General features: G+C 60.8%; 21 protein-coding genes. 16 read left to right on the forward strand and 5 right to left on the reverse strand.

Translation table 11 applies throughout. The features are described 5' to 3' along the window. Positions 1-12 precede the first annotated feature (12 nt). Positions 13-3,939: a phosphoribosylformylglycinamidine synthase gene (gene purL, locus MHM85_RS12030; RefSeq protein WP_219861753.1), complete on the reverse strand. Its 3,927-nt coding sequence runs from the start codon at positions 3,937-3,939 to the stop codon at positions 13-15. 165 nt (positions 3,940-4,104) lie between these two features. Between purL and mltF the strand changes: the two genes are divergently transcribed. Beyond that, a complete protein-coding gene (mltF, locus tag MHM85_RS12035; protein ID WP_219861755.1) occupies positions 4,105-5,571 on the forward strand; it encodes a membrane-bound lytic murein transglycosylase MltF in 1,467 nt (488 codons plus the stop codon). A gap of 5 nt (positions 5,572-5,576) precedes the next feature. Here the strand turns inward: mltF and tadA are convergent, their stop codons facing one another. Continuing rightward, on the reverse strand, positions 5,577-6,029 hold the full coding sequence (tadA, locus tag MHM85_RS12040; protein ID WP_218013975.1) for a tRNA adenosine(34) deaminase TadA: 453 nt from the start codon (positions 6,027-6,029) through the stop codon (positions 5,577-5,579). A 111-nt stretch (positions 6,030-6,140) separates the two neighbouring features. On the opposite strand from tadA, the gene MHM85_RS12045 reads away from it, so the two are divergent. Continuing rightward, positions 6,141-6,962 (forward strand): acyl-CoA thioesterase II, encoded by an 822-nt coding sequence (locus tag MHM85_RS12045; protein ID WP_139526347.1) that lies wholly within the window; start codon positions 6,141-6,143, stop codon positions 6,960-6,962. A 217-nt stretch (positions 6,963-7,179) separates the two neighbouring features. Here the strand turns inward: MHM85_RS12045 and MHM85_RS12050 are convergent, their stop codons facing one another. After that, positions 7,180-8,451, reverse strand: a complete 1,272-nt coding sequence (locus MHM85_RS12050; RefSeq protein ID WP_139526346.1) for a malic enzyme-like NAD(P)-binding protein — start codon at positions 8,449-8,451, stop codon at positions 7,180-7,182. A 486-nt stretch (positions 8,452-8,937) separates the two neighbouring features. Beyond that, entirely contained in the window at positions 8,938-9,153 is a 216-nt protein-coding gene (rpmE, locus tag MHM85_RS12055; protein ID WP_139526345.1) for a 50S ribosomal protein L31, read from the reverse strand. A gap of 19 nt (positions 9,154-9,172) precedes the next feature. On the opposite strand from rpmE, the gene MHM85_RS12060 reads away from it, so the two are divergent. From MHM85_RS12060 to tatC, 13 genes are all read left to right on the forward strand, one after another. Continuing rightward, the gene (locus tag MHM85_RS12060) at positions 9,173-11,554 is read left to right on the forward strand and encodes a primosomal protein N' (RefSeq protein WP_139526344.1); all 2,382 of its coding nucleotides are present in this window, start codon (positions 9,173-9,175) and stop codon (positions 11,552-11,554) included. Between the two features lie 107 nt (positions 11,555-11,661). Then, positions 11,662-13,347: an arginine--tRNA ligase gene (gene argS, locus MHM85_RS12065; protein WP_139526343.1), complete on the forward strand. Its 1,686-nt coding sequence runs from the start codon at positions 11,662-11,664 to the stop codon at positions 13,345-13,347. Positions 13,348-13,350: 3 nt separating this feature from the next. Next, positions 13,351-14,115 (forward strand): SPOR domain-containing protein, encoded by a 765-nt coding sequence (locus tag MHM85_RS12070; RefSeq protein WP_139526342.1) that lies wholly within the window; start codon positions 13,351-13,353, stop codon positions 14,113-14,115. Positions 14,116-14,283: 168 nt separating this feature from the next. Continuing rightward, complete coding sequence (hslV, locus tag MHM85_RS12075) at positions 14,284-14,817, forward strand: ATP-dependent protease subunit HslV (protein ID WP_139526341.1); 534 nt, start codon at positions 14,284-14,286, stop codon at positions 14,815-14,817. Positions 14,818-14,826: 9 nt separating this feature from the next. Next, on the forward strand, positions 14,827-16,149 hold the full coding sequence (hslU, locus tag MHM85_RS12080; RefSeq protein WP_139526340.1) for an ATP-dependent protease ATPase subunit HslU: 1,323 nt from the start codon (positions 14,827-14,829) through the stop codon (positions 16,147-16,149). Positions 16,150-16,234: 85 nt separating this feature from the next. Further along, on the forward strand, positions 16,235-16,618 hold the full coding sequence (locus tag MHM85_RS12085) for a DUF971 domain-containing protein (RefSeq protein WP_139526339.1): 384 nt from the start codon (positions 16,235-16,237) through the stop codon (positions 16,616-16,618). 121 nt (positions 16,619-16,739) lie between these two features. Further along, entirely contained in the window at positions 16,740-17,495 is a 756-nt protein-coding gene (gene ubiE, locus MHM85_RS12090) for a bifunctional demethylmenaquinone methyltransferase/2-methoxy-6-polyprenyl-1,4-benzoquinol methylase UbiE (RefSeq protein ID WP_139526338.1), read from the forward strand. 22 nt (positions 17,496-17,517) lie between these two features. After that, positions 17,518-18,195: an SCP2 sterol-binding domain-containing protein gene (locus tag MHM85_RS12095; RefSeq protein WP_139526337.1), complete on the forward strand. Its 678-nt coding sequence runs from the start codon at positions 17,518-17,520 to the stop codon at positions 18,193-18,195. Continuing rightward, positions 18,192-19,814 carry a ubiquinone biosynthesis regulatory protein kinase UbiB gene (ubiB, locus tag MHM85_RS12100; protein ID WP_153842492.1) on the forward strand — a complete coding sequence of 541 codons (1,623 nt, stop codon included), beginning with the start codon at positions 18,192-18,194 and terminating at the stop codon, positions 19,812-19,814. Before MHM85_RS12095 ends, ubiB begins: the two co-directional genes overlap by 4 nt. A gap of 52 nt (positions 19,815-19,866) precedes the next feature. Beyond that, positions 19,867-20,220 (forward strand): phosphoribosyl-ATP diphosphatase, encoded by a 354-nt coding sequence (locus MHM85_RS12105; protein WP_139526335.1) that lies wholly within the window; start codon positions 19,867-19,869, stop codon positions 20,218-20,220. 24 nt (positions 20,221-20,244) lie between these two features. After that, on the forward strand, positions 20,245-20,517 hold the full coding sequence (gene tatA, locus MHM85_RS12110) for a Sec-independent protein translocase subunit TatA (RefSeq protein WP_139526334.1): 273 nt from the start codon (positions 20,245-20,247) through the stop codon (positions 20,515-20,517). Positions 20,518-20,520: 3 nt separating this feature from the next. Next, positions 20,521-20,943, forward strand: a complete 423-nt coding sequence (gene tatB / locus MHM85_RS12115; RefSeq protein ID WP_219861760.1) for a Sec-independent protein translocase protein TatB — start codon at positions 20,521-20,523, stop codon at positions 20,941-20,943. After that, positions 20,940-21,713 (forward strand): twin-arginine translocase subunit TatC, encoded by a 774-nt coding sequence (gene tatC, locus MHM85_RS12120; RefSeq protein ID WP_139526332.1) that lies wholly within the window; start codon positions 20,940-20,942, stop codon positions 21,711-21,713. Before tatB ends, tatC begins: the two co-directional genes overlap by 4 nt. A 102-nt stretch (positions 21,714-21,815) precedes the next feature. Here tatC and elbB read toward each other — a convergent pair whose 3' ends face one another. After that, positions 21,816-22,475: an isoprenoid biosynthesis glyoxalase ElbB gene (elbB, locus tag MHM85_RS12125; protein ID WP_139526331.1), complete on the reverse strand. Its 660-nt coding sequence runs from the start codon at positions 22,473-22,475 to the stop codon at positions 21,816-21,818. A 157-nt stretch (positions 22,476-22,632) separates the two neighbouring features. Between elbB and hemB the strand changes: the two genes are divergently transcribed. Beyond that, positions 22,633-23,640 carry a porphobilinogen synthase gene (gene hemB, locus MHM85_RS12130; protein ID WP_139526330.1) on the forward strand — a complete coding sequence of 336 codons (1,008 nt, stop codon included), beginning with the start codon at positions 22,633-22,635 and terminating at the stop codon, positions 23,638-23,640. Positions 23,641-23,719 lie beyond the last annotated feature (79 nt).

The raw sequence follows: 23,719 nt of genomic DNA on the forward strand, positions 1-23,719 counted from the left end.
GGTCACATGACGTTAGCCTAGCCACACCCGCGCATTGCGGAACAGGCGCAGCCACGCACCATCGTCGGTCCACTCCGCCGGACGCCAGGAGTTGGTGACCGCACGAGTCACTCGCTCGGGGTGCGGCATCATGATGGTCACACGGCCATCTGGGGTGGTCAGGCCCGTGATACCCGACGGCGAGCCGTTGGGGTTGGCCGGGTAGCGCGTAGTGACTTGGCCGTAGTTATCGATATAGCGCAGGGCAATTTGGCTGCTCGACTGCATGCTGCGCAGGTGCGCCGTATCGCGGAACTCGGCGCGGCCTTCTCCGTGTGCCACGGCAATCGGCAGCTTGGAGCCTTCCATGCCCGCCAGCAAAATCGAGGGGCTCTTTTCTACCCGTACCATCGATACGCGCGCCTCGAACTGCTCAGACTCGTTACGCACGAAATCGGGCCAGCTTTCAGCCCCAGGAATCAGCGTCTTGAGCTGCGAAAGCATCTGGCAGCCGTTGCACACGCCCAGTGAGAAACTGTCGTCCCGAGTGAAGAAGGCCTCGAACTGCTCGCGGGCGCGCTCGTTGAACAGCACCGATTTCGCCCAGCCGCCGCCTGCGCCGAGTACATCGCCGTAGGAGAAACCGCCACAGGCCACTAAGCCTTTGAACTCCTCCAGCGAGACACGACCTTCGAGGATGTCGCTCATGTGCACATCCACCGCGTTAAAACCCGCTTTGTGGAAGGCCCAGGCCATCTCGACCTGACCGTTGACGCCCTGCTCGCGAAGCACGGCCACGGCGGGCTTGATGGTGTTGATATACGGCGCGCTGATATCGTCGTTGATATCGAAGGTCGGTTCAGCGCTAAGCCCTGGATCGCGCACGTCGAGCAGGTTATCGAACTCGTTTTTCGCGCACTCGGGGTTATCCCGCAGCGCCTGCATGCGGTAGCTGGTTTCGGCCCAGGTACGCTGGGTTAGCTGACGCGTAGTCTCCAACAGCGGCTCTTCGAACAGCGTCACCCGCACTTGGTCGTCGTAGCGCGGGCGGGCAATCACCCCGCAGGTTTCGATACCCGCCATGGCGAACTGGGTCAGCACCTCTTCGGTGTGCTGGCGATTGACCTGAATCACCGCGCCCAGCTCTTCGGAGAACAGCGCGCTGAAGGCTTCCACCGGCTCATCGATCAGCCAGTCGAGCTTGATCTCGAGCCCGGCGTGCGCGGCAAAGGCCATCTCCAGCAGCGTCACCAGAAGGCCACCGTCGCTGCGGTCGTGATAAGCCAGCAGCTTGCCGTCGCGGTTCAGGCCCTGGATCACTTCGAAAAATGCTTTCAGATCTTCCGGGTCGTCCACATCGGGGCACTCGTCACCCACCTGCCCGTACACCTGCGCCAGCGCCGAGCCGCCGAGGCGGTTCTGGCCGTTCCCCAGGTCGATCAGAATCAGGTCGGACTCGTCCTGCTCCAGATTGATCTGCGGCGTCAGCGTCGCTAGCGCGTCGGTCACCGGTGCAAACCCGGTCACGACCAGCGACAGCGGCGAGGTAATGCTTTTCTCTTCGGCGTCGCCGCCCTCTTGCCACGCGGTGCGCATGGACATGGAGTCCTTGCCCACCGGCACGGCGATCCCGAGCGCGGGGCACAGCTCCATGCCAACGGCATGAACCGCGTCGTACAGCGCCTGGTTTTCACCGGGGTGATCGGCGGCACTCATCCAGTTGGCGGAAAGCTTGATATCCGAGAGTTTGGCAATTGGCGCAGCGGCGAGGTTGGTGATCGCTTCGGCCACTGCCAAACGGGCACTGGCGGCAGGATCGATCAGCGCCACCGGCGGGCGCTCGCCCATGGCCATGGCTTCACCGGCGTGGGTATCGAAGCTCGCGGTGGTCACCGCCACATCGGCCACCGGCACCTGCCAGGGGCCGACCATCTGATCGCGGGCGACTTGACCAGTGATGGAACGGTCGCCGATGGTGATCAGGAAGCTTTTCGAAGCCACCGTAGGCAGGCGTAGTACCCGGTCCATCGCTTCGCGCAGGTCCAGGTTATCCAGCATCACGCCCGACAGCTCCGGCGTTTGGCGCTCGAACGAACGGGTCATTTTTGGCGGCTTGCCAAACAGCACGCTCATGGGCAGATCGACGGGTTTGGTCTCGAAGTGGCCGTCACGCACTTCCAGATGGTGCTCCGCCTGGGCTTCACCCACCACCGCGTAGGGGCAACGCTCGCGCTTGCACAGCGCGTCGAAGGTATCGAGATCCTCTGGAGCAACCGCCAGCACGTAGCGCTCCTGGGCTTCGTTGCACCAGATCTCTAGCGGGCTCATACCCGGCTCGGCGTTGGGCACCGCGCGCAGGTCGAACAGGCCGCCACGGTTACCGTCCTTGACCAGCTCCGGCAGGGCATTGGACAGCCCGCCCGCGCCCACGTCATGAATAAAGCGAATGGGGTTTTTCTCGCCCAGCGCCCAGCAGCGGTCGATGACCTCTTGGGCACGACGCTCGATTTCCGGGTTTTCCCGCTGCACAGAGGCAAAGTCCAGATCCGCGCTGGACTCACCGGACGCCATACTGGACGCCGCACCGCCGCCCAGACCGATCAACATCGCCGGGCCGCCCATCACGATCAGCTTGCCGCCCACCGGAATCTCGCCCTTCTGGACGTGCTGGGCACGAATGTTGCCGTAGCCACCGGCAATCATGATCGGCTTGTGGTAACCGCGACGCTCGATGCCTTCGGCACTGAGGGCATCCTGCTCATAGGTACGGAAGTAGCCGGCCAAATTGGGTCGGCCGAACTCGTTATTGAAGGCCGCACCGCCAATCGGGCCGTCCAGCATGATAGTGAGCGCCGACTGCATACGCTCGGGTTTGCCGTAATCGAAGGCCTCCCAGGGTTGCACGAACTCGGGGATACGCAGGTTGGAGACGGTAAAGCCCGCCAGGCCTGCTTTTGGCTTACCGCCGATACCGGTCGCGCCTTCATCACGAATCTCACCGCCAGAGCCGGTGGCCGCACCGGGGAAGGGGGCAATGGCCGTGGGGTGGTTGTGGGTCTCCACCTTCATAAGAATGTGGATGGGCTCTTGGTGGGCGTCGTAGCGGGCGCGCTCTCCCTCGGCCCCGGTAAGCGGCGTGGGGAAAAAGCGACCGCCATGGCTGCCTTTGATCACCGCCGCGTTATCGCTGTAGGCGGAGAGCACGTTGTCCGGCGACGTGGCGAACGTGTTCTTGATCATCTTGAACAACGAATGGCTCTGAGCTTCTCCGTCGATGATCCAATCCGCGTTGAAGATCTTGTGACGGCAGTGCTCCGAGTTCGCCTGGGCGAACATCATCAGTTCTACGTCGCTGGGGTTGCGGCCAAGCTCGATGAAGGCGGCTACCAGATAATCGACCTCATCGTCTGCCAACGCCAGTCCCAGCTCACGGTTGGCGACCACCAGTGCCTCGCGGCCGCCTTCCAAAATGTCGACGCTGCCCAGCGGCGCCGGCGCGTGGTGAGCGAACAGCTTGCTGGCATCGGCCGCGTCGGCCAGCACGTTTTCGGTCATCCGATCATGCAGCAGCGCGCTGATCGTTTCGAGCTGTTCGGCACTGGGGGTGCCGCGCAGGCCTATACGGTAATCGATGCCGCGCTCGATGCGGCTTATCTGGCTTAGCCCGCAGTTATGGGCGATGTCGGTTGCTTTAGAGGACCACGGTGACTGGGTACCCAGACGCGGCACGACCAAAAAACGCTGTGCGTCATCGGGGGTTGCCTGGCGCTCGCGACTGCCGTACGCCAGCAGTTCCGCCAACCGCTCCTGAGCAGCCTGATCGAGCTCGTCGTGGTGGTCGATGAAGTGGACGTAGTGGGCAGACAGTGCCTCCACCTCTGGAACACGGTCACGCAACACCGTTAACAGCCGTTCATGGCGGAAGGCGGAAAGGGCGGGTGCGCCTCGCAGTTCGAGCATATCTGGGAGCCTCTAAAGCAGGAAGAGTTCGAGCAGGAAATCACCGGGCCGCTGTGCGGCAATCCCGCTATGATACTGGAAAGCGGCGTTCACACGAAATCAACAAGGTGACAGCGTCTAACAGGCTGGGTATCGTGGCAGACTGTTCCATGTTGACAAGCCCCCATGCCGACATCGATTACCCAACACTTTCTTGCCTATTACCGGGCGTATTTCGCGATGATCGCGACGCTTTTACTATTTTTAGTGCCGCGCAGTGCATCCATGACGAGCGGTGAACATCTCGCGCAGATCCAAGCCAAAGAGTTCATCACGATCCACACTCGCAACACCCCCACCACCTATTATGAAGGCCGTCAGGGCCCTACCGGTTTCGAGTACGAGCTGATGCACCGCTTTGCGGACTACCTGGGGGTCAGTCTCAACCTGAACGCGAGCCACCATCCGGAGAGCGTGCTACCCGCCGTGCGCGAACAGGGCGACCTGGGCGCCGCCGCCCTGCCCTTGCTGGCGGACTCCCCAGGCATCCACTACACCCGCTCGATCATTCACATGCAGCCCTTGGTGGTGTACCGACGTGGGCTCAACGGTATCGACGAACCCGCCGACCTCGTTGGCTTGGAGCTAGGCACGCTGAGCGAAGCGGGCACCAGCCAAGCGCTACGCTCGCTGCAGCGCGACTACCCCAACCTGAGCTGGAAGGAGTCCCACGAGCTCGAAGTGGCCGAACTACTGGCCCGCGTCGAGCGCGGCACCCTGGATGCCGCGATCATTTTCGATCACCAGTTTCGTTTGAACCGGCTGTTTTTCCCTAACGTCGAGCGTGGTTTCTTTTTAGGCGAGCCGCTCTCGTTGGCGTGGGCCGTACCCAGCGGCCGGGGGCTAGGGCTGCTCGACGCCGCCAACCAGTTCCTGCAAGAGCTGCAGGAAAACGGCACGCTCGACGGGCTCGTGAGCCGCTATTTTGGTCACGATGACTACCTCGAATACGTCGGCACACGGACGTTTCTTGCCCATCTCGATGAGCGCTTACCGAGCTACACCGAGCTCTTCAAACAGGCTGCCCGGGACACGGGGTTCGATTGGAAACTGCTGGCTGCCGTGGGTTATCAAGAGTCGCACTGGGACCCAACCGCCGTCTCCCCCACCGGAGTACGTGGCCTCATGATGCTGACCAATCCCACCGCCAGCGAGATGGGCGTGGCCGACCGTACCGATGCTGCACAAAGCATCGACGGCGGCGCGCGCTACCTGCGCAGCATCAAAGATCGTCTGCCCGACAGCATTACGGGAGACGATCGACTCTATATGGCCATGGCGGCGTATAACGTGGGGCTTGGCCACCTTTACGATGCCCGTAAGATTGCCGAGATGCGTGGCGGCGATCCCGATCGCTGGCAGGACGTTCGCGCAGCGCTGCCGCTGCTGCAAGAGCGGGAGTGGCATAGCCAAACCCGCCACGGCTATGCGCGGGGCGGCGAGCCGGTGATCTACGTGCGCAACATCCGTCGCTACTACGAGATGATCGAGTACGTGGAGCGCAGCCGACAGCAATTCTTTCAGCTAGAGCAGGCCCCTGCTAGCGAAGAGCCGCTGCTGCTGTTCGATATCGTGCCACCCATCGAGCCATAGCCCGGCTAGCGTTTCTCGGCGAAGAACTGCTTGAGCAGCCGCTTGGCGGGCGCGGCCAACACGCCGCCCGTCACCACGATACGATGATTGAACCAGGGCTGCGCCAGCAGGTTGGCCTTCGACTCCACCATGCCGGTGCGCGGCTCAGGCGCGCCGTATACCAGCCGGGCGATACGCGCATGCACCATGGCGCCTGCACACATCATGCAGGGCTCTAGGGTCACGAACAGCGTGCAGCCCTCCAGGCGGTAGTTGCCCAGCTGCTGGCCCGCCTCACGCAGCGCGCGCACCTCAGCGTGGCCGCTAGGGTCGCAGCTCGCCAGCGGTGCATTATGGCCAGCGCCAATGATCTCCCCATGGGCATCCACCACCACCGCGCCCACCGGTACTTCCCCGGCGGCAAATGCCAGGTGCGCTTGGTCCATGGCGCGGTGCATGTAAAATTCATCGCTGCGTATCAAGGCAAACTCCGCTAAGGTAGCAAAACGATCGTTTTAATAGCGTGATGGCCGCACTGGGTGCGCTTGCAATCATCGGTGGGATCACAGACAGCAGCAAGGATACAGAGAATGAACGATGCGCTGAAGTCACTGGTTGACTTGTTAGAGCTTGAAACCCTAGAGGAGACGCTATTTCGCGGCCAGAGCCAGGATCTGGGCTTTCCTCAACTGTATGGGGGCCAAGTATTGGGCCAAGCGCTCGCCGCAGCGGCGCGCACGGTGCCGGACGAGCGCCGCCCACACTCCCAGCATGGCTATTTTTTGCGGCCCGGCGACCCCCACCGCCCGGTGGTGTATCAGGTCGATACCATCCGCGACGGCGGCAGCTTTACCACCCGTCGTGTGACGGCCATTCAAAAAGGTCGACCGATCTTCTTCTGCAGCGCTTCTTTCCAGAGTGCTGAAGAGAGCCTCCACCATCAGCGAGCCATGCCCCAGGTGCCTACACCGGAAGCACTCATCGAGAGTGGCGATGCCAAGCACGCGCGCTTCCCCGGCCACCCGATCGAATTTTTACACTTGAAGGACAATCCAGACAGCGCCTCACCGGCGGGCCAATGTCTTTGGTTCCGTTTTGCTGGCGGGCCGCTGCCGGACGACCCGGCGCTGCATCGTCACCTGCTCTCGTATGCCTCGGATTTCAATCTGCTCACCACCGGCCTGATTCCTCACGGCATCAAGTACACCGATCCGAAACTGCGCATCGCCAGTCTGGATCATGCCCTGTGGCTGCATGAAGATACGCGGCTGGATGAGTGGCTGCTCTACGCCATCGACTCCCCCTGGACAGGCGGCGCGCGGGGCTTGGCCCGCGGTCATATCTATCGCCGCGATGGGCGTTTGGTGGCATCGACGGCGCAAGAGGGGCTGGTACGCTATCCAACTTCGTGAACCACTGTCCCAAAAACGGCAACGCCCGCGATGAGCGGGCGTTGTAAAATACCGGTCAGCACAACCCTAGACGGGGGCGCTGTAAACCCATCCTTGGGCGCTACTTTCGCCATCTGACCGCCATGGATGGTGGAAATGCCGAAATTGCAGGGAGCATTTTTCGGCCATGGCGAAAGCCCCCCGTTACGGTCTGTCCTGACCTAAGTGGCCTTGTTGATTATCCACCATACACATCATTAATAGTTTTCAGCGGGTAGTGAGCCGGATACGGCTTGCGGGCCACGCCGGAGTCGACCGCTGCTTGGGCCACTGCTGATGACACACGGGCCAGCAGGCGGATATCCACCGGCGTGGGGATGATGTAATCGCGGCCAAAGCTCATCTCGGTACGCTCGTAGGCATTGAGCACTTCCTGGGGAACAGGCTCGCGCGCCAAATCTTTCAGCGCATGAACGGCGGCCAGTTTCATGGCTTCGTTGATACGCGTGGCGCGAACATCCAGCGCACCGCGGAAGATGAACGGGAAGCCCAGCACGTTGTTCACCTGATTCGGGAAGTCCGAGCGGCCGGTGGCCATGATTACGTCCGGGCGCGCTTCGCGGGCTACATCCGGGTGAATTTCCGGGTCCGGGTTCGTACAAGCGAAGATCACCGGGTCAGCGGCCATCTTTTTCACCTGCTCCGCCGAGAGCAGGCCCGGGCCAGAGAGGCCGATGAACACGTCCGCACCGTCGATGGCATCGTCCAGCGTACGCATGTCGGTATCGCGGGCAAACTCGGCTTTGTACTCGTTGATCCCATCGCGATCAGTGTGAATCACACCGCGACGGTCCAGCATGACCAGATTCTCTTTCTTGGCGCCGCAAGAGACTAGCAGGCGCATACAGGCAATCGCCGCCGCTCCCGCCCCCATGCAGACGATCTTCACGTCTTCGATGCGCTTGCCCGCGATATCCAGCGCGTTGAGCATACCTGCAGCGGTGACGATGGCCGTGCCGTGCTGGTCATCGTGAAAGACAGGAATGTTGCAACGCTCGATCAGGGCTTTTTCGATCTCGAAGCACTCGGGCGCTTTGATGTCTTCCAGGTTGATGCCACCCCAGGTATCGGCGATGCGCGCCACGGTGTCGATGAACGCCTGCGGGCTTTCAGCATCCACTTCGACATCCACCGAGTTGATGCCCGCAAAGCACTTGAACAGGACGCCTTTGCCCTCCATGACCGGCTTGCTGGCCAGCGGCCCCAGGTTGCCCAAGCCAAGAATCGCGCTACCGTCCGAAATGACCGCAACCAAGTTGCCCTTGCCGGTATAGCGGTACGCATTTTCCGCTTCGCGGGCGATTTCGCGAACCGGCTCGGCAACGCCTGGGCTATACGCCAGGGCCAAGTCCCGCGCTGTCGCAGTGGGCTTGGTCAGCTCCACGGAGAGCTTACCGGGAATCGGTTTAGCGTGATAATCCAAAGCTGCCTGTTTGTTTGCATCCGTCATGGTCAAGGTCTCATCAGCCTAAAGTAGAAAAGTCGTATCAGAATATAGAAAAAACCTAGGCGTCTCAAGCACGTAGTAAACTTACCTACGAAACGATCGTTTTAGCTACATTCCCAACAACTTCGGAACTTTTAAGCGATATTTGCTGCAACTTATGCTTCTCGCTATTAGCCATAAAGGTTTCCTTATTGATGCATCGCAGTAATTTTGGAAATTAATTCCAGCAAACAGCGCAAACCAGTTATCCACACCCGGGCAGCAAGAGCACCCTGTGGAAAAGAGAGACAGAGGGAAGAGCGTGAAAAGGGGCAGACAGCGCGGGGGAGAAGAAGATCAATCGTTTTGAAGGTTGGCGACGGGGGGGGTAAACGAAGAACTCGCCGTTGCCATGAAAGCCTAGTTCTCTAGGGGCAAAAAGCCCACGTCATAGCGTGGGCTTTTGCACAGGGCACGCGAAGTGCCTGCGATAGACTGAATCCGTTAGGATTAGCCGCGCTTGATAGCAGCGCCGAAACGCTTGTTGAAGCGCTCTACACGGCCACCGGTGGTCGCTTGCTTCTGCTTGCCGGTGTAGAACGGGTGGCAGTTAGAGCACACGTCCAGTGCGAAGTCCTGACCAGAGGTAGAACCGACCTGGAAGCTTGCACCGCAAGAACAGTTGGCGGTGACCGTGTTGTAATTCGGGTGGATACCTTGTTTCATCTTGAGCCTCATGAGCTATATGCCGCCACCTGATCCGTTGCCAGGCACCGCATACGGGTTTGAAAAAACTGCTAACCGGTTAACCGCTCCATCCGATAGATTCAGAGCGGCCGCACATTCTAGCAAACTAATCGCCGGAGGCCAATTGTCCGACTCTGTTTCTTCAAAGTCCTCTACATGGGGGCAGCCTCAAGGCGCTTTTCAGGTCTTAAAAGTGGCGCTACCCTCGCCGCTGCGCCGCCTGTTCGATTATCTTCCCGCACCGCGTGCGCCCGCCTGTGGCTGGCAGCCAGGGCTTCGAGTGCGAGTGCCGTTTGGCCGCCGAGAGGTGGTGGGCGTGGTGGTGTCGCTTGCTACCGGCAGCGAACTTCCCCGCGCGCAGCTACGGGCCATCAGCGAGGCGCTGGATGACGCCCCCCTGCCCAGCGACTGGCAGTGGCTCTGCCACTTCGCGGCGCGTTACTACCAGCACAGCCTGGGCGACACGTTGCAACACGCCATGCCCGCGAGGCTGCGCCAGGGACACCCGATGGCGGGCCGTACCCAAACGCTGTGGCTTCCGCTTCCCAACGATGACACGGCTCTAACGCGCGCGCCCAAGCAGGCGGCGCTCTACGCTCTGCTTCGCCAGCACCCGCACGGCCTGCCTGGCCGTGCCGTCAACGCCCACGGTTTCACTCGGGAACAGCTGTTGGCGCTACACAAAAAGGGCTTTGCCGAGGCGCAGGAGATCACTCTGACTGCCGCGCAACCCACCGGCGGAAGCTTGCTCGCCTCCCCGTCGCTGCCGCTCAACCGTGAACAAGCCGCTGCGCTTGCCGTACTGCATGAAAAACTCGACGGCTACCACCCCTGTTTATTGGAAGGCGTGACCGGTAGCGGCAAAACCGAGATTTACCTACAGCTCATCGAAGCGCTCGCCGCCAAAGGCAAACAGTCGCTAGTGCTCGTGCCCGAAATTGGCCTCACGCCGCAAACGCTTGCACGTTTCAAAAACCGCTTTCGCGTGCCGGTGGTGGCACTTCACTCCGGGCTTACCGACCCCGAGCGTCTGGATGTCTGGGAGGCCGCTGCCAACGGCCGTGCACTGGTGATCATCGGCACCCGCTCGGCCATTTTCACCCCGCTGGCGAACCCTGGGGCAATCATCGTCGACGAAGAGCATGATGGCTCGTATAAACAGCATGACGGGCTGCGCTATCACGCACGGGACCTTGCCGTTGCCAGAGCGCACTACCACGGCATTCCGCTGCTGCTGGGCAGTGCGACGCCCTCGTTTGAAAGCCTCCAGCAGGCGCTTACGGGCGCTTACCGCCACCTACGGCTGACCCAACGACCCAGCCGCCACCCGCCCGCCAAACTGGAGTTGATCGATCTGCGCCACCAGCGCCGTCAGGGCGGGCTGCTGCCCAGCGCCATCAAAGCGATCAAAAGCACGCTTGCGGCGGGCAAACAGGCGCTGGTGTTCATCAACCGGCGTGGCTTCGCGCCGAGCCTGGCTTGTCATAGCTGCGGCTGGATGGCCGAATGCGGCCAGTGCGATGCGCGTATGACACTGCACCGCCAGCCGCCGCTACTGGCCTGCCACCACTGCGACAGCCGCCGAGCGCTGCCCGATGCCTGCCCGGAGTGCGGCAGTGGCGACTTACGCGCCTTGGGTAGCGGTACAGAGCGCACCGAAGAGACCCTTCAAGGGCTATTCCCTGACACGCCCGTCCATCGCATCGACCGCGACAGCACGCGTAAAAAAGAGAGCTTCGAGCAGGTGCTCAAAGAGATTCAGCGCGGCGAGCCCTGCCTGCTGGTGGGCACCCAAATGCTCGCAAAAGGCCATCATCTGCCCCACGTCACGCTAGTGGTCGTCGTCAACGCCGATGGCGGCCTCTATGCGGCTGACTTCCGCGCCCTGGAGCACAGTGCCCAGCTACTGGAGCAAGTGGCGGGTCGTGCTGGCCGCGCGGCCCACCCTGGACGAGTGCTGGTGCAAACCCTACATCCCGACGACCCGCACTTGGGCCAGTTAGCCGAGCACGGCTATGGCGCGCTGGCACGCAGCCTGCTGGAGGAGCGACGTATCGCCAAACTGCCGCCGTTTAGCTTCATGGCGCTTCTACGCATCGAGAGCCCCCAAGAGCAGGCAGCACTTGCGCTGGCTCAGCAAGCGGCACAAGCGCTGCGCCAGTGGCTAAACGACGCCAGAGTACCGGTCCGCTGCCTGGGCCCGGTACCCGCTCCCATGGAGCGCCGCCAAAACCGCTATCACCTGCATGTCATGCTGGTAGCAGACAAACGCAGCCACCGTCATGCCGCTGCCAACTGGCTAGTACAGTGGCTCGACGCCCACCGCGAGGCGCGCAAAGTGCGCTGGTCGATCGACATCGACCCACAAACCCTGGCCTAAGGGAATACGGCTTTGAAACTGCGCGCCAATTGCCGATAATGACCGCCTTATCGCTGCATTCTCTTAGCGACTGCACACGCCGCCACCGACGACATCCGGATGTTTACATGAAAGATACGATTATTTCTCTGCTCGAAGGCGCGGTTGACGCGCTCAAGCACCAAGGCGTGCTGCCCAACGATTTAACGCCCACCATCAAAGTGGACCCGACCAAAGACAAGGCCCATGGCGACTACGCCACCAACCTCGCGCTGATGCTGGCCAAGCCCTCCGGCATGAAGCCCCGCGATCTGGCGGACACCCTCGTCGCCGCCCTACCCGCCAGCGACGCCATTCAAAAAACCGAGATTGCCGGCCCCGGGTTCATCAACTTCTTTGCCGCCGCCGACGCCGCTGCACAGATCGTTGCGCAGGTGCTGGACAGCGGCGACGCCTTCGGCCGCAGCCTGATCGGCAAGGGCGAAAAAGTGCAGGTGGAGTTCGTTTCCGCCAACCCCACCGGCCCGCTCCACGTGGGCCATGGACGTGGCGCAGCGATTGGCGACTGTCTCTGCCGCCTGCTGGAAGCCACCGGCTATGACGTCACCCGCGAGTTTTACTACAACGACGCGGGCGCGCAGATCAAAAACCTGGCGCTCTCCGTTCAGGCCCGCGCCAAACAGCTTGGCCCCGACGATGCCAGCTGGCCAGAAGATGGCTATCGCGGCGAATACATCATCGACGTCGCCAACGACTACATGGCCGGCAAGACCGTCACCGCCGACGACCGGGAAGTGACCGCCAAAGCCGACGCCGACGATCTGGAGGCCATCCAGGCCTTCGCCGTAGCGTGGCTGCGTCGCGAGCAGGATCTCGACCTCAAAGCCTTTGGCGTCGAATTCGACGTCTACTTCCTGGAGTCCTCGCTGTACGACGACGGCAAGGTCGAGGCCACCGTCGAGAAGCTGGTTGCCAATGGCCACACCTACGAAGAAGACGGCGCCATGTGGCTGCGCACCACCGACTTCGGTGACGACAAAGACCGCGTGATGCGCAAGCGCGAAGGGGGCTACACCTACTTCCTTCCCGACGTGGCGTACCATCTCGACAAGTGGCAGCGCGGCTTCACTACCGTCATCAACGAGCAGGGTGCCGATCACCACTCCACCGTGACGCGGGTGCGGGCGGGTCTACAGGCACTCAAAGTCGGCATCCCCAAGGGTTGGCCCGACTACGTGCTGCATCAAATGGTGATGGTCACCCGCTCAGGGGTCGAGGTGAAGCTCTCGAAGCGGGCGGGCAGCTACGTCACCGTGCGCGACCTGATCGACGAAGTCGGCCGCGATGCCACGCGCTTCTTCCTGGCGGCGCGCCGCGCCGATTCTCAGCTGACCTTTGACATCGACCTCGCCCGCTCGCAGTCGAACGACAACCCGGTCTACTACATTCAGTACGCCCACGCGCGGGTGTGCAGCATGCTGCGCAAAGCCGAAGAGGCTGGCCACCCCTTCGATCACGGTATCGCCACGGCCCATTTGGCACTGCTCGACAGCGATCAAGAAAAGGCGGTGCTAAACCGCTTGGCCCGCTATCCCGAGGTGGTAGAGCACGCCGCCAAAAACCGCGAGCCCCAGCAAGTCGCCCAGTACCTTTTGGATTTGGCCGGTGACTTCCACACCTGCTACAACGCGGTCAAAGTGATGGTCGACGACGACACCCTGCGCAACACCCGCTTGGCGCTGGGCTTGGCAGTGCGCCAGGTGCTGCGCAACGGTCTCGATCTGATGGGCGTCAGCGCCCCAGAGGAGATGTAAGTCATGGCCAGCCCGCGTAACAAACCCGCTCGCCGCGGAGCCACTACGCAGCGCAAGTCGGCCCGCCGCTCCGGCGGCGGGCTACGACTACCCGGCTGGCTATGGGGGATTGCCGGGGTGGCCGCTGGTTTCTTCCTGGCGCAGCATCAGCACGGCACGGCCCCTTGGCAAGAGCAGCGCGAAGCCCCTCAAGCCACGGTACTGCCTAAACCGGCAGGAAGCGATGAGCGCAGCGCCGCGCGGCAAACGGAAACGCCCGCCGAGCAGGCAATGCCCACCTTCGAATTCTACACGCTGCTGCCCGAGACCGAAGTCATCGCGCCGGGCGGGGCCATTCCCTCCAACGTCACACCGCCCACCGTGGCAGCCAGTGACGAGGACACCGGGAGCGATACGGCCACTACTGACCCATCAGAAAGTACCGCAAGCACCCCAGGAAGCGCGGCGGACGACCCCATTGCCCAGGTCATTGCAGCCAACACGCGTCCAAGTGACCAGGCCTCAGCCGTCCAACAATCACCGGCCAGCGCAACGAACCGCTACATGCTGCAGGCGGCCTCGTTTCGAGAGCTCAGTGATGCCGAACAATTGCGCAGCCGCCTACGCAACCTGAGCTTGCTGGCGCAAATCAGCGAGGTGCAAGCCAACGGCGATACCTGGCACCGGGTTCAGGTCGGCCCTTACGACGACACTCGCGAGCTCAACCGCGCCCAAGACCTGATGAGCACCCAAGGCATCGAGCCGCTGCTGATTCAGCTACAGAACTAATTCCCAAGGCGCTATTCGCCTCTCTCCACGCTTTATTGGGTGGCTTTCGCCTGCGGGCGGTTGATTTTTTATCGGCCGCCCGCATTTTGTTGGGAATCGCTTTTTATGCGGCCGCCCAGTGCGGCCGATCAGTCATCGGGAGCGCGCCTCCCCCAAGGAGTTATCTCCATGACCACGATTGTTTCCGTTCGCCGCGGTAATCAAGTTGCCCTGGCAGGCGACGGCCAAGTTTCCCTCGGCAACACCGTCATGAAGGGTAATGCCAGCAAAGTACGCCGCCTATATCGCGGCAAGGTGCTGGCCGGTTTCGCCGGCGGTACCGCCGATGCGTTTACCCTGTTCGAGCGTTTCGAAGCGCAGCTCGAGAAGTACCAGGGCCACTTGACCAAAGCTGCAGTCGAGCTCGCCAAAGATTGGCGCACCGACCGCGCCCTGCGCCGTTTGGAAGCGCTGCTGGCGGTCGCCGACCACAGCGCTTCGCTGATCATTACTGGGAACGGGGACGTGGTCGAGCCCGAGCGTGGCATCATCGCCATTGGCTCCGGCGGCAACTACGCTCAGGCCAGCGCCCGTGCGCTGCTCGAAAACACCGAGCTTTCGGCACGTGAGATTACCGAAAAATCCCTCGCCATCGCGGGTGACATCTGCGTATTCACCAATCACCACGTGACGCTCGAAGAGCTGAATATCAACGACCGTTGAGGCCCCTTTATGACTCAGATGACACCCCGCGAAATCGTTCATGCGCTCGACCAGTACATCATCGGCCAGCAGGATGCCAAGCGCGCCGTGGCCATAGCCTTACGTAATCGCTGGCGTCGCATGCAGCTCGATGACGAGTTGCGCCCGGAAGTCACGCCGAAAAACATTTTGATGATTGGTCCCACCGGCGTCGGCAAGACTGAAATCGCTCGCCGTCTGGCGAAGCTGGCCCGTGCGCCGTTCATCAAGGTAGAAGCCACCAAGTTCACCGAAGTGGGCTACGTAGGCCGCGACGTCGAGTCGATCATCCGCGACCTGATGGAAGCCGCCATCAAGATGGTTCGTGAGCACGCCAAAGAGGAAGTGGGCCATCGCGCCGAAGACGCCGCCGAAGACCGTGTGCTCGACGCGCTGCTACCGCCGCCCCGTGGCCAGGAAGACAAGTCGCGCGAAGAGAGCAGTACGCGCCAGAGCTTCCGCAAAAAGCTGCGCGAAGGCCAATTGGATGATAAAGAGATCGATATCGAAATCTCGTCGCAAGGCCAGGGTATCGACATCATGACCCCACCGGGCATGGAAGAGATGACCAGCCAGCTGCAGAGCCTGTTCTCCAACATGGGGCAGCAGAAGCGCGAGCAGCGCCGCGTGACCGTCAAAGAGGCGCTGGTGCTGCTACGTGATGAAGAGGCCGGCAAACTGGTCAACGAAGAAGAGATCAAAGCCCGCGCGGTGGAAGCCGTCGAACAGCACGGCATCGTCTTCCTGGACGAGATCGACAAGGTCGCCAAGGGCAGCGGTCAATCCAGCGGTGGCGAGGTATCTCGTGAAGGCGTGCAGCGCGACCTGCTGCCACTGATCGAAGGCTCGACGGTATCGACCAAGTACGGCATGGTCAAAACCGACCACATCCTGTTCATCGCTTCTGGGGCTTTCCACCTGTCGCGCCCGTCGGACCTGATTCCAGAACTGCAGGGTCGCCTACCCATCCGCGTCGAGCTGGATGCGCTCACACCGGGCGACTTCAAGCGAATTCTCACCGAGCCTTCCGCCTCGCTGACCAAACAGTATCAAGCGCTGCTGGCCACCGAAGGGCTCGACGTCGAATTCACGCCCGACGGCATCGAGCGTATTGCCGAGATCTCCTGGCAAGTGAACGAAGGTACCGAAAACATCGGCGCTCGCCGTTTGCACACGGTGATGGAGCGTCTGCTCGAAGAGGCGTCGTTCAAGGGAGGCGACATGGATAGCCCGCTGGTGATCGATAGCGATTACGTCAACGCTCAGCTCGGCGAACTGGCGGTCGATGAGGATCTGTCGCGCTACATTCTGTAAGCGCCACTATCGGTAGAGCCCCGGTCGCCTTCCCGCTTGACGGGTAGGCGGCCTTTGCGATTGATCGTTACGAGGTGCTATATCCATGAACGCCCCCACACCCACTCGGGTTCACTACCATAAGCAGGCACGTGAGCTGGAGCTTGGCTACGCCAGTGGCGAGACGTACCGGCTCCCCGTTGAACTGTTACGGGTCTACTCCCCTTCTGCCGAAGTGCGGGGTCACGGCGGCGATACGGCCATTCTGCAGGTAGGCAAAAAAGACGTTGGGTTACAAAATATCACCCAAGCTGGTAATTACGCCCTCAAGCTGCACTTCGACGACGGCCACGATAGCGGCTTGTACAGTTGGAACTACCTCTTCGACCTGGCCACCCACCAAGACGCTTATTGGCAAAATTATCTCGAACGCTTGGAAGCGGCAGGCGCTTCCCGTGAGCCTGCAGGCATTCAATTCAAACAGCTGTGACGCGGTGCCCCAGGTGCAGCGCAGACAAATCGGGGTCGAGAAGGCTACAATGTTGCCAACCATGACTTGCGATGACCTAACGGTCGACAACTAACGCCTCGAACTCGGGAGCCAGAGCCCCATGAGCCCCACGGAAAAGCGCACTACCCATTTTGGCTACCAAGAGGTGCCGGTCGACGAAAAAGCCTCCCGCGTGGCTGACGTCTTTCACTCGGTGGCCGCTCGTTACGACGTGATGAACGACCTGATGTCCATGGGCATCCACCGCGTGTGGAAGCGGCTGACCATCGAGCGTGCAGGCGTCCGCCCAGGGCATCAGGTGCTCGACATTGCGGGCGGCACCGGCGATCTTACCCTCAAGTTTTCCCGTCTCGTCGGCCCACGTGGCAAAGTGGTGCTGGCCGACATCAACGCCTCCATGCTCAACGTCGGTCGCGATAAACTGATGGATAACGGTGTGGGGGGTAACGTCGAGTACGTGCAGGCCAATGCCGAGTGCCTGCCCTTCCCCGACAACACGTTCGACTGCATCACCATCGCCTTTGGCCTGCGTAACGTCACCGATAAAGATGCGGCGCTGCGCTCCATGGCGCGGGTACTCAAGCCAGGCGGGCGCTTGCTAGTGCTGGAATTCTCCAAACCCAATAACCCGCTGCTCTCCAAAGCCTACGACGAATACTCCTTCCGCTTGCTCCCCAAAATGGGCGAACTGGTCGCGGGAGATGGCGAGAGCTACCGCTATTTGGCCGAGTCGATTCGCATGCACCCGGATCAAGAGACGCTCAAGGGCATGATGGAGAGCGCTGGCCTGGAGCGGGTGGAGTACACCAACCTGACCGGTGGTATCGTTGCCCTCCACCGTGGCATCAAACTATGACCCCTTGGAACATGAGGTCAGTATGCTAGTCACCCCGACCCTGCTGTTGGCCGGATGTGAACGCACGATCAATGCCCTGCTTTCCCGAGACCCTGCGGCGCCTAACCGTTTGGCGACGCTAGCGGGCAGCCGCTTGCTGATTCGACTGGAGAAGCCCCACCTCGCGCTATTGATCTGCTATCACGTGTCAGGCATCGACCTACAGCACGGCGATGAGGTGGAGGAAACCGATGTCGATGCCGTGGTGGAACTGACCCCCGAAACGCTCTCCGAATGGCTGAGCGGCGCGTCCATCGAACGGCTGATGTTCGATGGCAAGCTCGCCGTGCGCGGCCGTCTCCATCTGCTGGAGGCAACGCGCGATCTGCTGTTCGATCTGGATATCGACTGGGAGGGCGAGCTGGCCCACTGGCTGGGCGATATACCCGCCCACTCGCTGGCAGAAGGGATTCGCCGCGCCGCACGCTGGGGACTGCGTGCCAAAGACGAGCTGCTGCAGGATGTCTCGGAGTATGTCTTTGAGGAGGCTCGCCTACTGCCCGGCCGCCAACAGCGCGACGTGCTGCGCGACCATCTGACCGAACTAGAGATCGCCACCGACCGACTGGAAGCACGGCTAGCACGCTTGCATAAGCGGCTGACCCAACCAGCAGCGCCCTCAACGCCTAAGCCTTCAACGCCTAAGGAGCAGCGCGGATGAGCCTGCGGCTGTTTAAAATCGTCTGGGTCGTCACGCGGCACCGATTGGATACCTTGATTCCCGCCGAGCGCTTGCCGCTATGGATACGCCTACTGCTCAAACTGTCCCCGCTGCAGTTGGTACCCGTTGGGCAGCGAAGCCGTGGCGAGCGTTTGCGTTTGGCACTGGAGGCGCTGGGACCGATTTTCATCAAGTTCGGTCAGATGCTCTCTACCCGCCGGGACTTGCTGCCGGAAGACATCGCCGACGAGCTAAAGCGTTTGCAGGACCAAGTGCCGCCCTTCCCTGGCGAGCTGGCCGCTGCAAGGGTGGAGAAAGAGCTCGACATGACGCTGCCGGAGGCCTTTGCCGCCTTCGAACGCGTTCCACTGGCCTCGGCCTCGATTGCCCAAGTCCACGCCGCCACGTTGCACAGCGGCGAGGATGTGGTGGTCAAAATCATTCGCCCCGGCATCGACCGCATCATGCGCCAAGACATGGGCTTGATGTACCAAGTGGCCAAGCTGCTGGCCAAAGTGCCCGACGCCCGACGCTTACGGCCGGTCGAAGTGATCCGCGATTACGAGGCCACGCTGTTCGACGAGCTGGATCTCTATAAAGAAGCCGCCAACACCTCCCAGCTCAAGCGTAATTTCAAAGACTCACCGCTGCTATTCGTACCGACGATCTATTGGCCCTACACCCGTCGCCACGTCATGGTGCAGGAGCGTATTCGCGGCGTCCCGGTCGCCGACCTGGAGACGCTCATCGCACGGGGTACGAACCTGAAAAAGCTCGCCGAGCGCGGGGTGGAAATCTTCTTCACCCAGGTATTTCGCGATAACTTTTTCCATGCCGACATGCACCCCGGCAACATCTTCGTGAACTGCGACGACCCAGAGGATCCGCAATATATCGCCATCGACTGCGGTATCGTCGGCAGCCTCACTCGGGAAGATCAGGACTACTTGGCGCGTAACCTGCTCGCATTTTTTCATCAGGATTACTACGAAGTCGCCGCGCTGCACATCGAGTCGGGGTGGGTCGGTGAAAACACCCGCGCCAACGAGTTTGCCGCCGCCATTCGTACGGTATGCGAGCCCATTTTGGAAAAGCCGCTCAAGGACATCTCGTTTGGACAGGTGCTGCTCGGACTGTTCCAGACCGCCCGACGCTTCAATATGGAAGTGCAGCCGCAGCTGGTGCTGCTACAAAAAACGTTGCTCAATATCGAAGGTCTGGGCCGCCAGCTCTACCCGGAGCTGGATCTCTGGAGCACCGCCAAGCCCTATCTAGAAAAGTGGATGAAAGAGCGGGCAGGCATTGGTGGCCTGTGGCAATCGCTCAAGCGCCAAGCGCCAGAGCTGTCGCATCAACTGCCCGAGCTGCCGGTGCTGGCCCATCAAGCGCTGAGCCGTATGGAGCACGAACACCGCCAGCGCCATCAGCAGGTCACGGCGATTAGTCAGATGCGCCGCCAAATGAGCCAGCAAAGCAAACGTCAGCACCGTTTACGCATTGGCTTGGCCTTGGTCGCCATTGCCCTGGCCTGGCAGCCGCTCAGCAGTTGGGCCGCTACCCAGGACTGGCCGATCCTAGCCGCCGCTGGAGCGGGCTTACTCCTCCTGTTATGGCATTGATACGCTGACATCACTTGACGAAACGACGCCGCCGATCGATAAAGAGAACACCATGACCGACGCTAACCACGCTCCCGTACTCGACGCCCTTGCTGAGGTTTTAAAGCAGCGTCGCCACGCCAATCCAGAAGATTCTTATGTTGCCTCCTTGCATCATAAGGGTTTGAACAAGATACTCGAAAAAGTCGGTGAAGAAGCGACCGAAACGCTGCTGGCCGCCAAGGACGCCGAGCACGGCAGCGACGAGGCCCGTGAAGCGTTGATCGCCGAAACGGCCGACCTGTGGTTTCATAGCCTTGTCATGCTGTCGCATCTGGATCTCGACCACCAGCGAGTACTCGATGAGCTCGCTCGACGGTTCGGGGTCTCAGGTCACGACGAGAAAGCATCCCGATCACAACGTTAACCCTGCTCCCATGAGGAAATGCATATGTTAGGTGGTATCAGTATTTGGCAGTTGCTGATTGTTCTGGGCATCATCATCCTGATTTTCGGCACCAAAAAACTACGTAACGTGGGCACCGACCTAGGCGGTGCCGTCAAAGGCTTCAAGAAAGCCATGCACGAAGAGGAGAAAGAGGGCGACAAGAAGGATGCCGATCAGCCTCAAGCCAAGGTGAGCCACGAAGACACCGGCAACACCTACGACGTGCAGGCCGAAGAGAAACGCGCCGCTGCCGACCGCGACGAAGAGCGCAAATAAGCCATGCTGGATATCGGTTTCCTTGAACTCATGCTCATTGGCATCGTGGCGCTGCTGGTGCTCGGCCCTGAGCGGCTTCCCAAAGCAGCACGCACGACGGGGCTATGGATCGGCAAGATCAAGCGTACGGTATCCGGCATGCAGCGTGAGATCAGCGCCCAGTTGGAGGCAGAAGAGCTGCGCCAAAAGCTGAACGAGCAGCAGAAAAAGCTCGATGATAGCTTGAAGAAAGCCAAGCAGGACGTGGAGAGCATTGCCGAGTCTCCCGAGCCTAGCGGTCAGACGACCAAGCGCCAACAGGCAACCGAGCAGCGCGTGGCTAACGCCAGCGCCCGGCTGGACGACGCGCTCAAAACGGTGCGCGAAGAAGAAGATACCCCTGCCACTAAAACAGCCGATCATCATAAGGATAGCAACCCCCAATGAGCATGTCTGGCGATTCTCAGGAGCCGCACAACGACCAAAGCCAAGCGCCTCTCATTGAGCACCTGATCGAGCTGCGTTCGCGTTTGATGAAAGCCGTCGTGGTAATCCTGGTGGTGTTTCTCGGGCTGTACGCGTTTGCCAATGACATCTACAGCTTCGTGGCGGATCCGTTAATGTCGCTGCTGCCGGAAGGCTCGCAGATGATCGCCACCGAGGTGGCGTCGCCGTTCTTGGCGCCGTTCAAGCTGACCCTGGTGGTGGCCGTCTTCATCGCCATTCCGTTCGTCTTGCATCAAGCCTGGGCGTTCGTGGCGCCGGGGCTGTACGACAACGAGAAAATGCTGGCCATTCCCATTTTGGTCTCCAGCGTGGCGCTGTTTTATGCCGGTGCAGCCTTTGCCTACTACGTGGTGTTTCCGCTGCTGTTCGAGTTCTTCACGCAAACCGGCCCGGAAAACGTCGCGGTGATGACCGACATCAACCAGTATCTCAATTTCGTCTTGAAGCTGTTCTTTGCCTTTGGGGTCGCCTTCGAAATTCCCATTGCAACGTTTCTACTGATTTTGTCCGGCGCTACCACCGTCGAGAGCCTCTCCAAAAAGCGTCCTTATATCGTGCTGGGTTGCTTCGTGATCGGCATGCTGCTGACGCCGCCGGATGTCATCTCACAAAGCCTGCTGGCCATTCCCATGTATCTGCTTTACGAAGTCGGCCTGCTGTTTGGCCGCCTGGTACGCAAACGTCGCGCAGAGGCCGACACCGACGAGTAGGCGTCATCGCCCTTGCGACGTTCCACTAAAAAGCCTCTGCCATCCCACGATGACAGAGGCTTTTTCACTACGAGTGGCCCCGCGCATGCGCTAGTGTGCCCCTCACTCCATCATTTCATCGATACGATCCACCAGCTTGAAAATCCCCGTCGCGGCTTCGCTAATACGCGTGGCGAGCATGTACGCCGGGGTCGTGACCACCCGGTGCTCGTGATCCACGACAATATCTTCCACGCCGCAACTACGATGCAGACCACCCATAGCGCTGATCGCCCCCGACACGCCCGGATCATGGCCAACGGTCACGGCAATACCATCGCCCAACAGGCGCGGCACCATTACCGGAGCAATACACATCAAGCCGATGGGCTTGGCGTCTTCTTTGAAGCCAGCAAGCGCTTCTTTCACGCTCTCCAAGACCTGCATGCTGTCGCCCTGCGTGGCAAAGTCAGAGAGATTTTTGGCGACCCCAAAACCACCCGGCACGATGACCGCATCGAAATCGTCGGCCTCCAGCTCGTTAATCGGGCTGATATCACCACGCGCCAAACGGGCCGATTCCTGCAGCACGTTGCGGCTCTCCCCCTCCACTGGCGACTGGTCCAAATGGTTGATCACATGATGTTGCGCTACGTCCGGGGCAAAACAGCGATAGCCGATACCCAATTGATCCAAACGCAACAGCGTCAGCGTCGTCTCATAGATTTCCGAGCCATCGAAGACGCCACACCCCGCCAATACGACCGCTACCTGCTTTGTCATGTTTATCTCCTTGCGTGAGCCATTCGTGCGGCTGAATGGCTCACTTTAGACAGTCTCCATCGCCGCCACAAGGCGGCTTTCGCTGCATGGCATGGCTGATATACTCACAGCAAGCCTTAGACAAGGCACCCACATAGCTACTGCTTGGAGAGAGCCGTTGACTACCTCAACCCCACGCCACTTCCCCGCCACCCGGATGCGCCGCATGCGCCGGGACGATTTTTCGCGCCGCTTGATGCAAGAGTCGACGCTGACGCCCAATGACTTGATCCTACCGGTCTTCGTTCTGGAAGGCGAAAATCAGCGTGAAGCGGTGGCTTCCATGCCTGGCGTCGAGCGGCTCTCGATCGATCTACTCATCGAGCAGGCCCGAGAGGCGTATGCGCTGGGCATTCCCGCGCTGGCGCTATTCCCCGTCATTGGCGCCGAGCAAAAAAGCGAACTGGCCGAAGAAGCCTACAACGCCAACGGGCTAGTTCAGCGCAGCGTGCGCGCACTCAAGCAGGCGCTACCGGAGCTGGGCATCATTACCGATGTAGCCCTGGACCCCTACACCAGCCACGGTCAGGATGGCATTCTCGATGAGCACGGCTACGTTCAAAACGACCGCACCGTCGATACGCTGCTCAAACAAGCGCTCTCCCATGCCGAAGCAGGCGCTGACGTAGTCGCACCCTCCGATATGATGGATGGTCGCATTGGTGCCATTCGCCAAGTGCTAGAGCAAGAACACCTGCACAACGTGCGCATTATGGCCTACAGCGCCAAGTACGCCTCAAACTACTACGGCCCCTTCCGCGATGCGGTCGGCTCGGCAACCAACCTTGGCAAGGCGGACAAACGCACCTACCAGATGGATCCCGCCAACGGTGACGAAGCGTTGCACGAAGTGGCCATGGACATCGCCGAAGGTGCCGATATGGTGATGGTCAAGCCGGGTATGCCCTACCTAGACGTGGTGCGTCGGGTCAAAAGCGAGCTGCAGGTGCCCACCTTTGCTTACCAAGTGAGTGGCGAATACGCCATGCACCGAGCCGCCTTCGACAACGGCTGGCTGGAGGCCGAGCCGGTGATTCTGGAGTCGCTGATGTGCTTCAAGCGGGCGGGGGCCGACGGTATTTTGACCTACTTTGCATTGGAGGCCGCACGTCTACTGCAGCGCTGAGCGACGTTTATGCCCTTTAGATGGCAACCGAGTGACACTCGTTTGTCATCTTTCCCCCGCATACTGCTTTAATGAACGT

Source organism: Halomonas sp. McD50-4 (genome assembly GCF_022348135.1).
GTDB classification, from domain to species: Bacteria; Pseudomonadota; Gammaproteobacteria; order Pseudomonadales; family Halomonadaceae; genus Vreelandella; species Vreelandella piezotolerans.

Excerpts from the sequence above, each read along its gene's own strand:
- purL (WP_219861753.1), bottom strand. The coding sequence starts at position 3,939 with ATGCTCGAACTGCGAGGCGCACCCGCCCTTTCCGCCTTCCGCCATGAA.
- mltF (WP_219861755.1), top strand. The coding sequence starts at position 4,105 with ATGCCGACATCGATTACCCAACACTTTCTTGCCTATTACCGGGCGTAT.
- MHM85_RS12045 (WP_139526347.1), top strand. The coding sequence starts at position 6,141 with ATGAACGATGCGCTGAAGTCACTGGTTGACTTGTTAGAGCTTGAAACC.
- MHM85_RS12050 (WP_139526346.1), bottom strand. The coding sequence starts at position 8,451 with ATGACGGATGCAAACAAACAGGCAGCTTTGGATTATCACGCTAAACCG.
- rpmE (WP_139526345.1), bottom strand. The coding sequence starts at position 9,153 with ATGAAACAAGGTATCCACCCGAATTACAACACGGTCACCGCCAACTGT.
- MHM85_RS12060 (WP_139526344.1), top strand. The coding sequence starts at position 9,173 with ATGCCGCCACCTGATCCGTTGCCAGGCACCGCATACGGGTTTGAAAAA.
- argS (WP_139526343.1), top strand. The coding sequence starts at position 11,662 with ATGAAAGATACGATTATTTCTCTGCTCGAAGGCGCGGTTGACGCGCTC.
- MHM85_RS12070 (WP_139526342.1), top strand. The coding sequence starts at position 13,351 with ATGGCCAGCCCGCGTAACAAACCCGCTCGCCGCGGAGCCACTACGCAG.
- hslV (WP_139526341.1), top strand. The coding sequence starts at position 14,284 with ATGACCACGATTGTTTCCGTTCGCCGCGGTAATCAAGTTGCCCTGGCA.
- hslU (WP_139526340.1), top strand. The coding sequence starts at position 14,827 with ATGACTCAGATGACACCCCGCGAAATCGTTCATGCGCTCGACCAGTAC.
- MHM85_RS12085 (WP_139526339.1), top strand. The coding sequence starts at position 16,235 with ATGAACGCCCCCACACCCACTCGGGTTCACTACCATAAGCAGGCACGT.
- ubiE (WP_139526338.1), top strand. The coding sequence starts at position 16,740 with ATGAGCCCCACGGAAAAGCGCACTACCCATTTTGGCTACCAAGAGGTG.
- MHM85_RS12095 (WP_139526337.1), top strand. The coding sequence starts at position 17,518 with ATGCTAGTCACCCCGACCCTGCTGTTGGCCGGATGTGAACGCACGATC.
- ubiB (WP_153842492.1), top strand. The coding sequence starts at position 18,192 with ATGAGCCTGCGGCTGTTTAAAATCGTCTGGGTCGTCACGCGGCACCGA.
- MHM85_RS12105 (WP_139526335.1), top strand. The coding sequence starts at position 19,867 with ATGACCGACGCTAACCACGCTCCCGTACTCGACGCCCTTGCTGAGGTT.
- tatA (WP_139526334.1), top strand. The coding sequence starts at position 20,245 with ATGTTAGGTGGTATCAGTATTTGGCAGTTGCTGATTGTTCTGGGCATC.
- tatB (WP_219861760.1), top strand. The coding sequence starts at position 20,521 with ATGCTGGATATCGGTTTCCTTGAACTCATGCTCATTGGCATCGTGGCG.
- tatC (WP_139526332.1), top strand. The coding sequence starts at position 20,940 with ATGAGCATGTCTGGCGATTCTCAGGAGCCGCACAACGACCAAAGCCAA.
- elbB (WP_139526331.1), bottom strand. The coding sequence starts at position 22,475 with ATGACAAAGCAGGTAGCGGTCGTATTGGCGGGGTGTGGCGTCTTCGAT.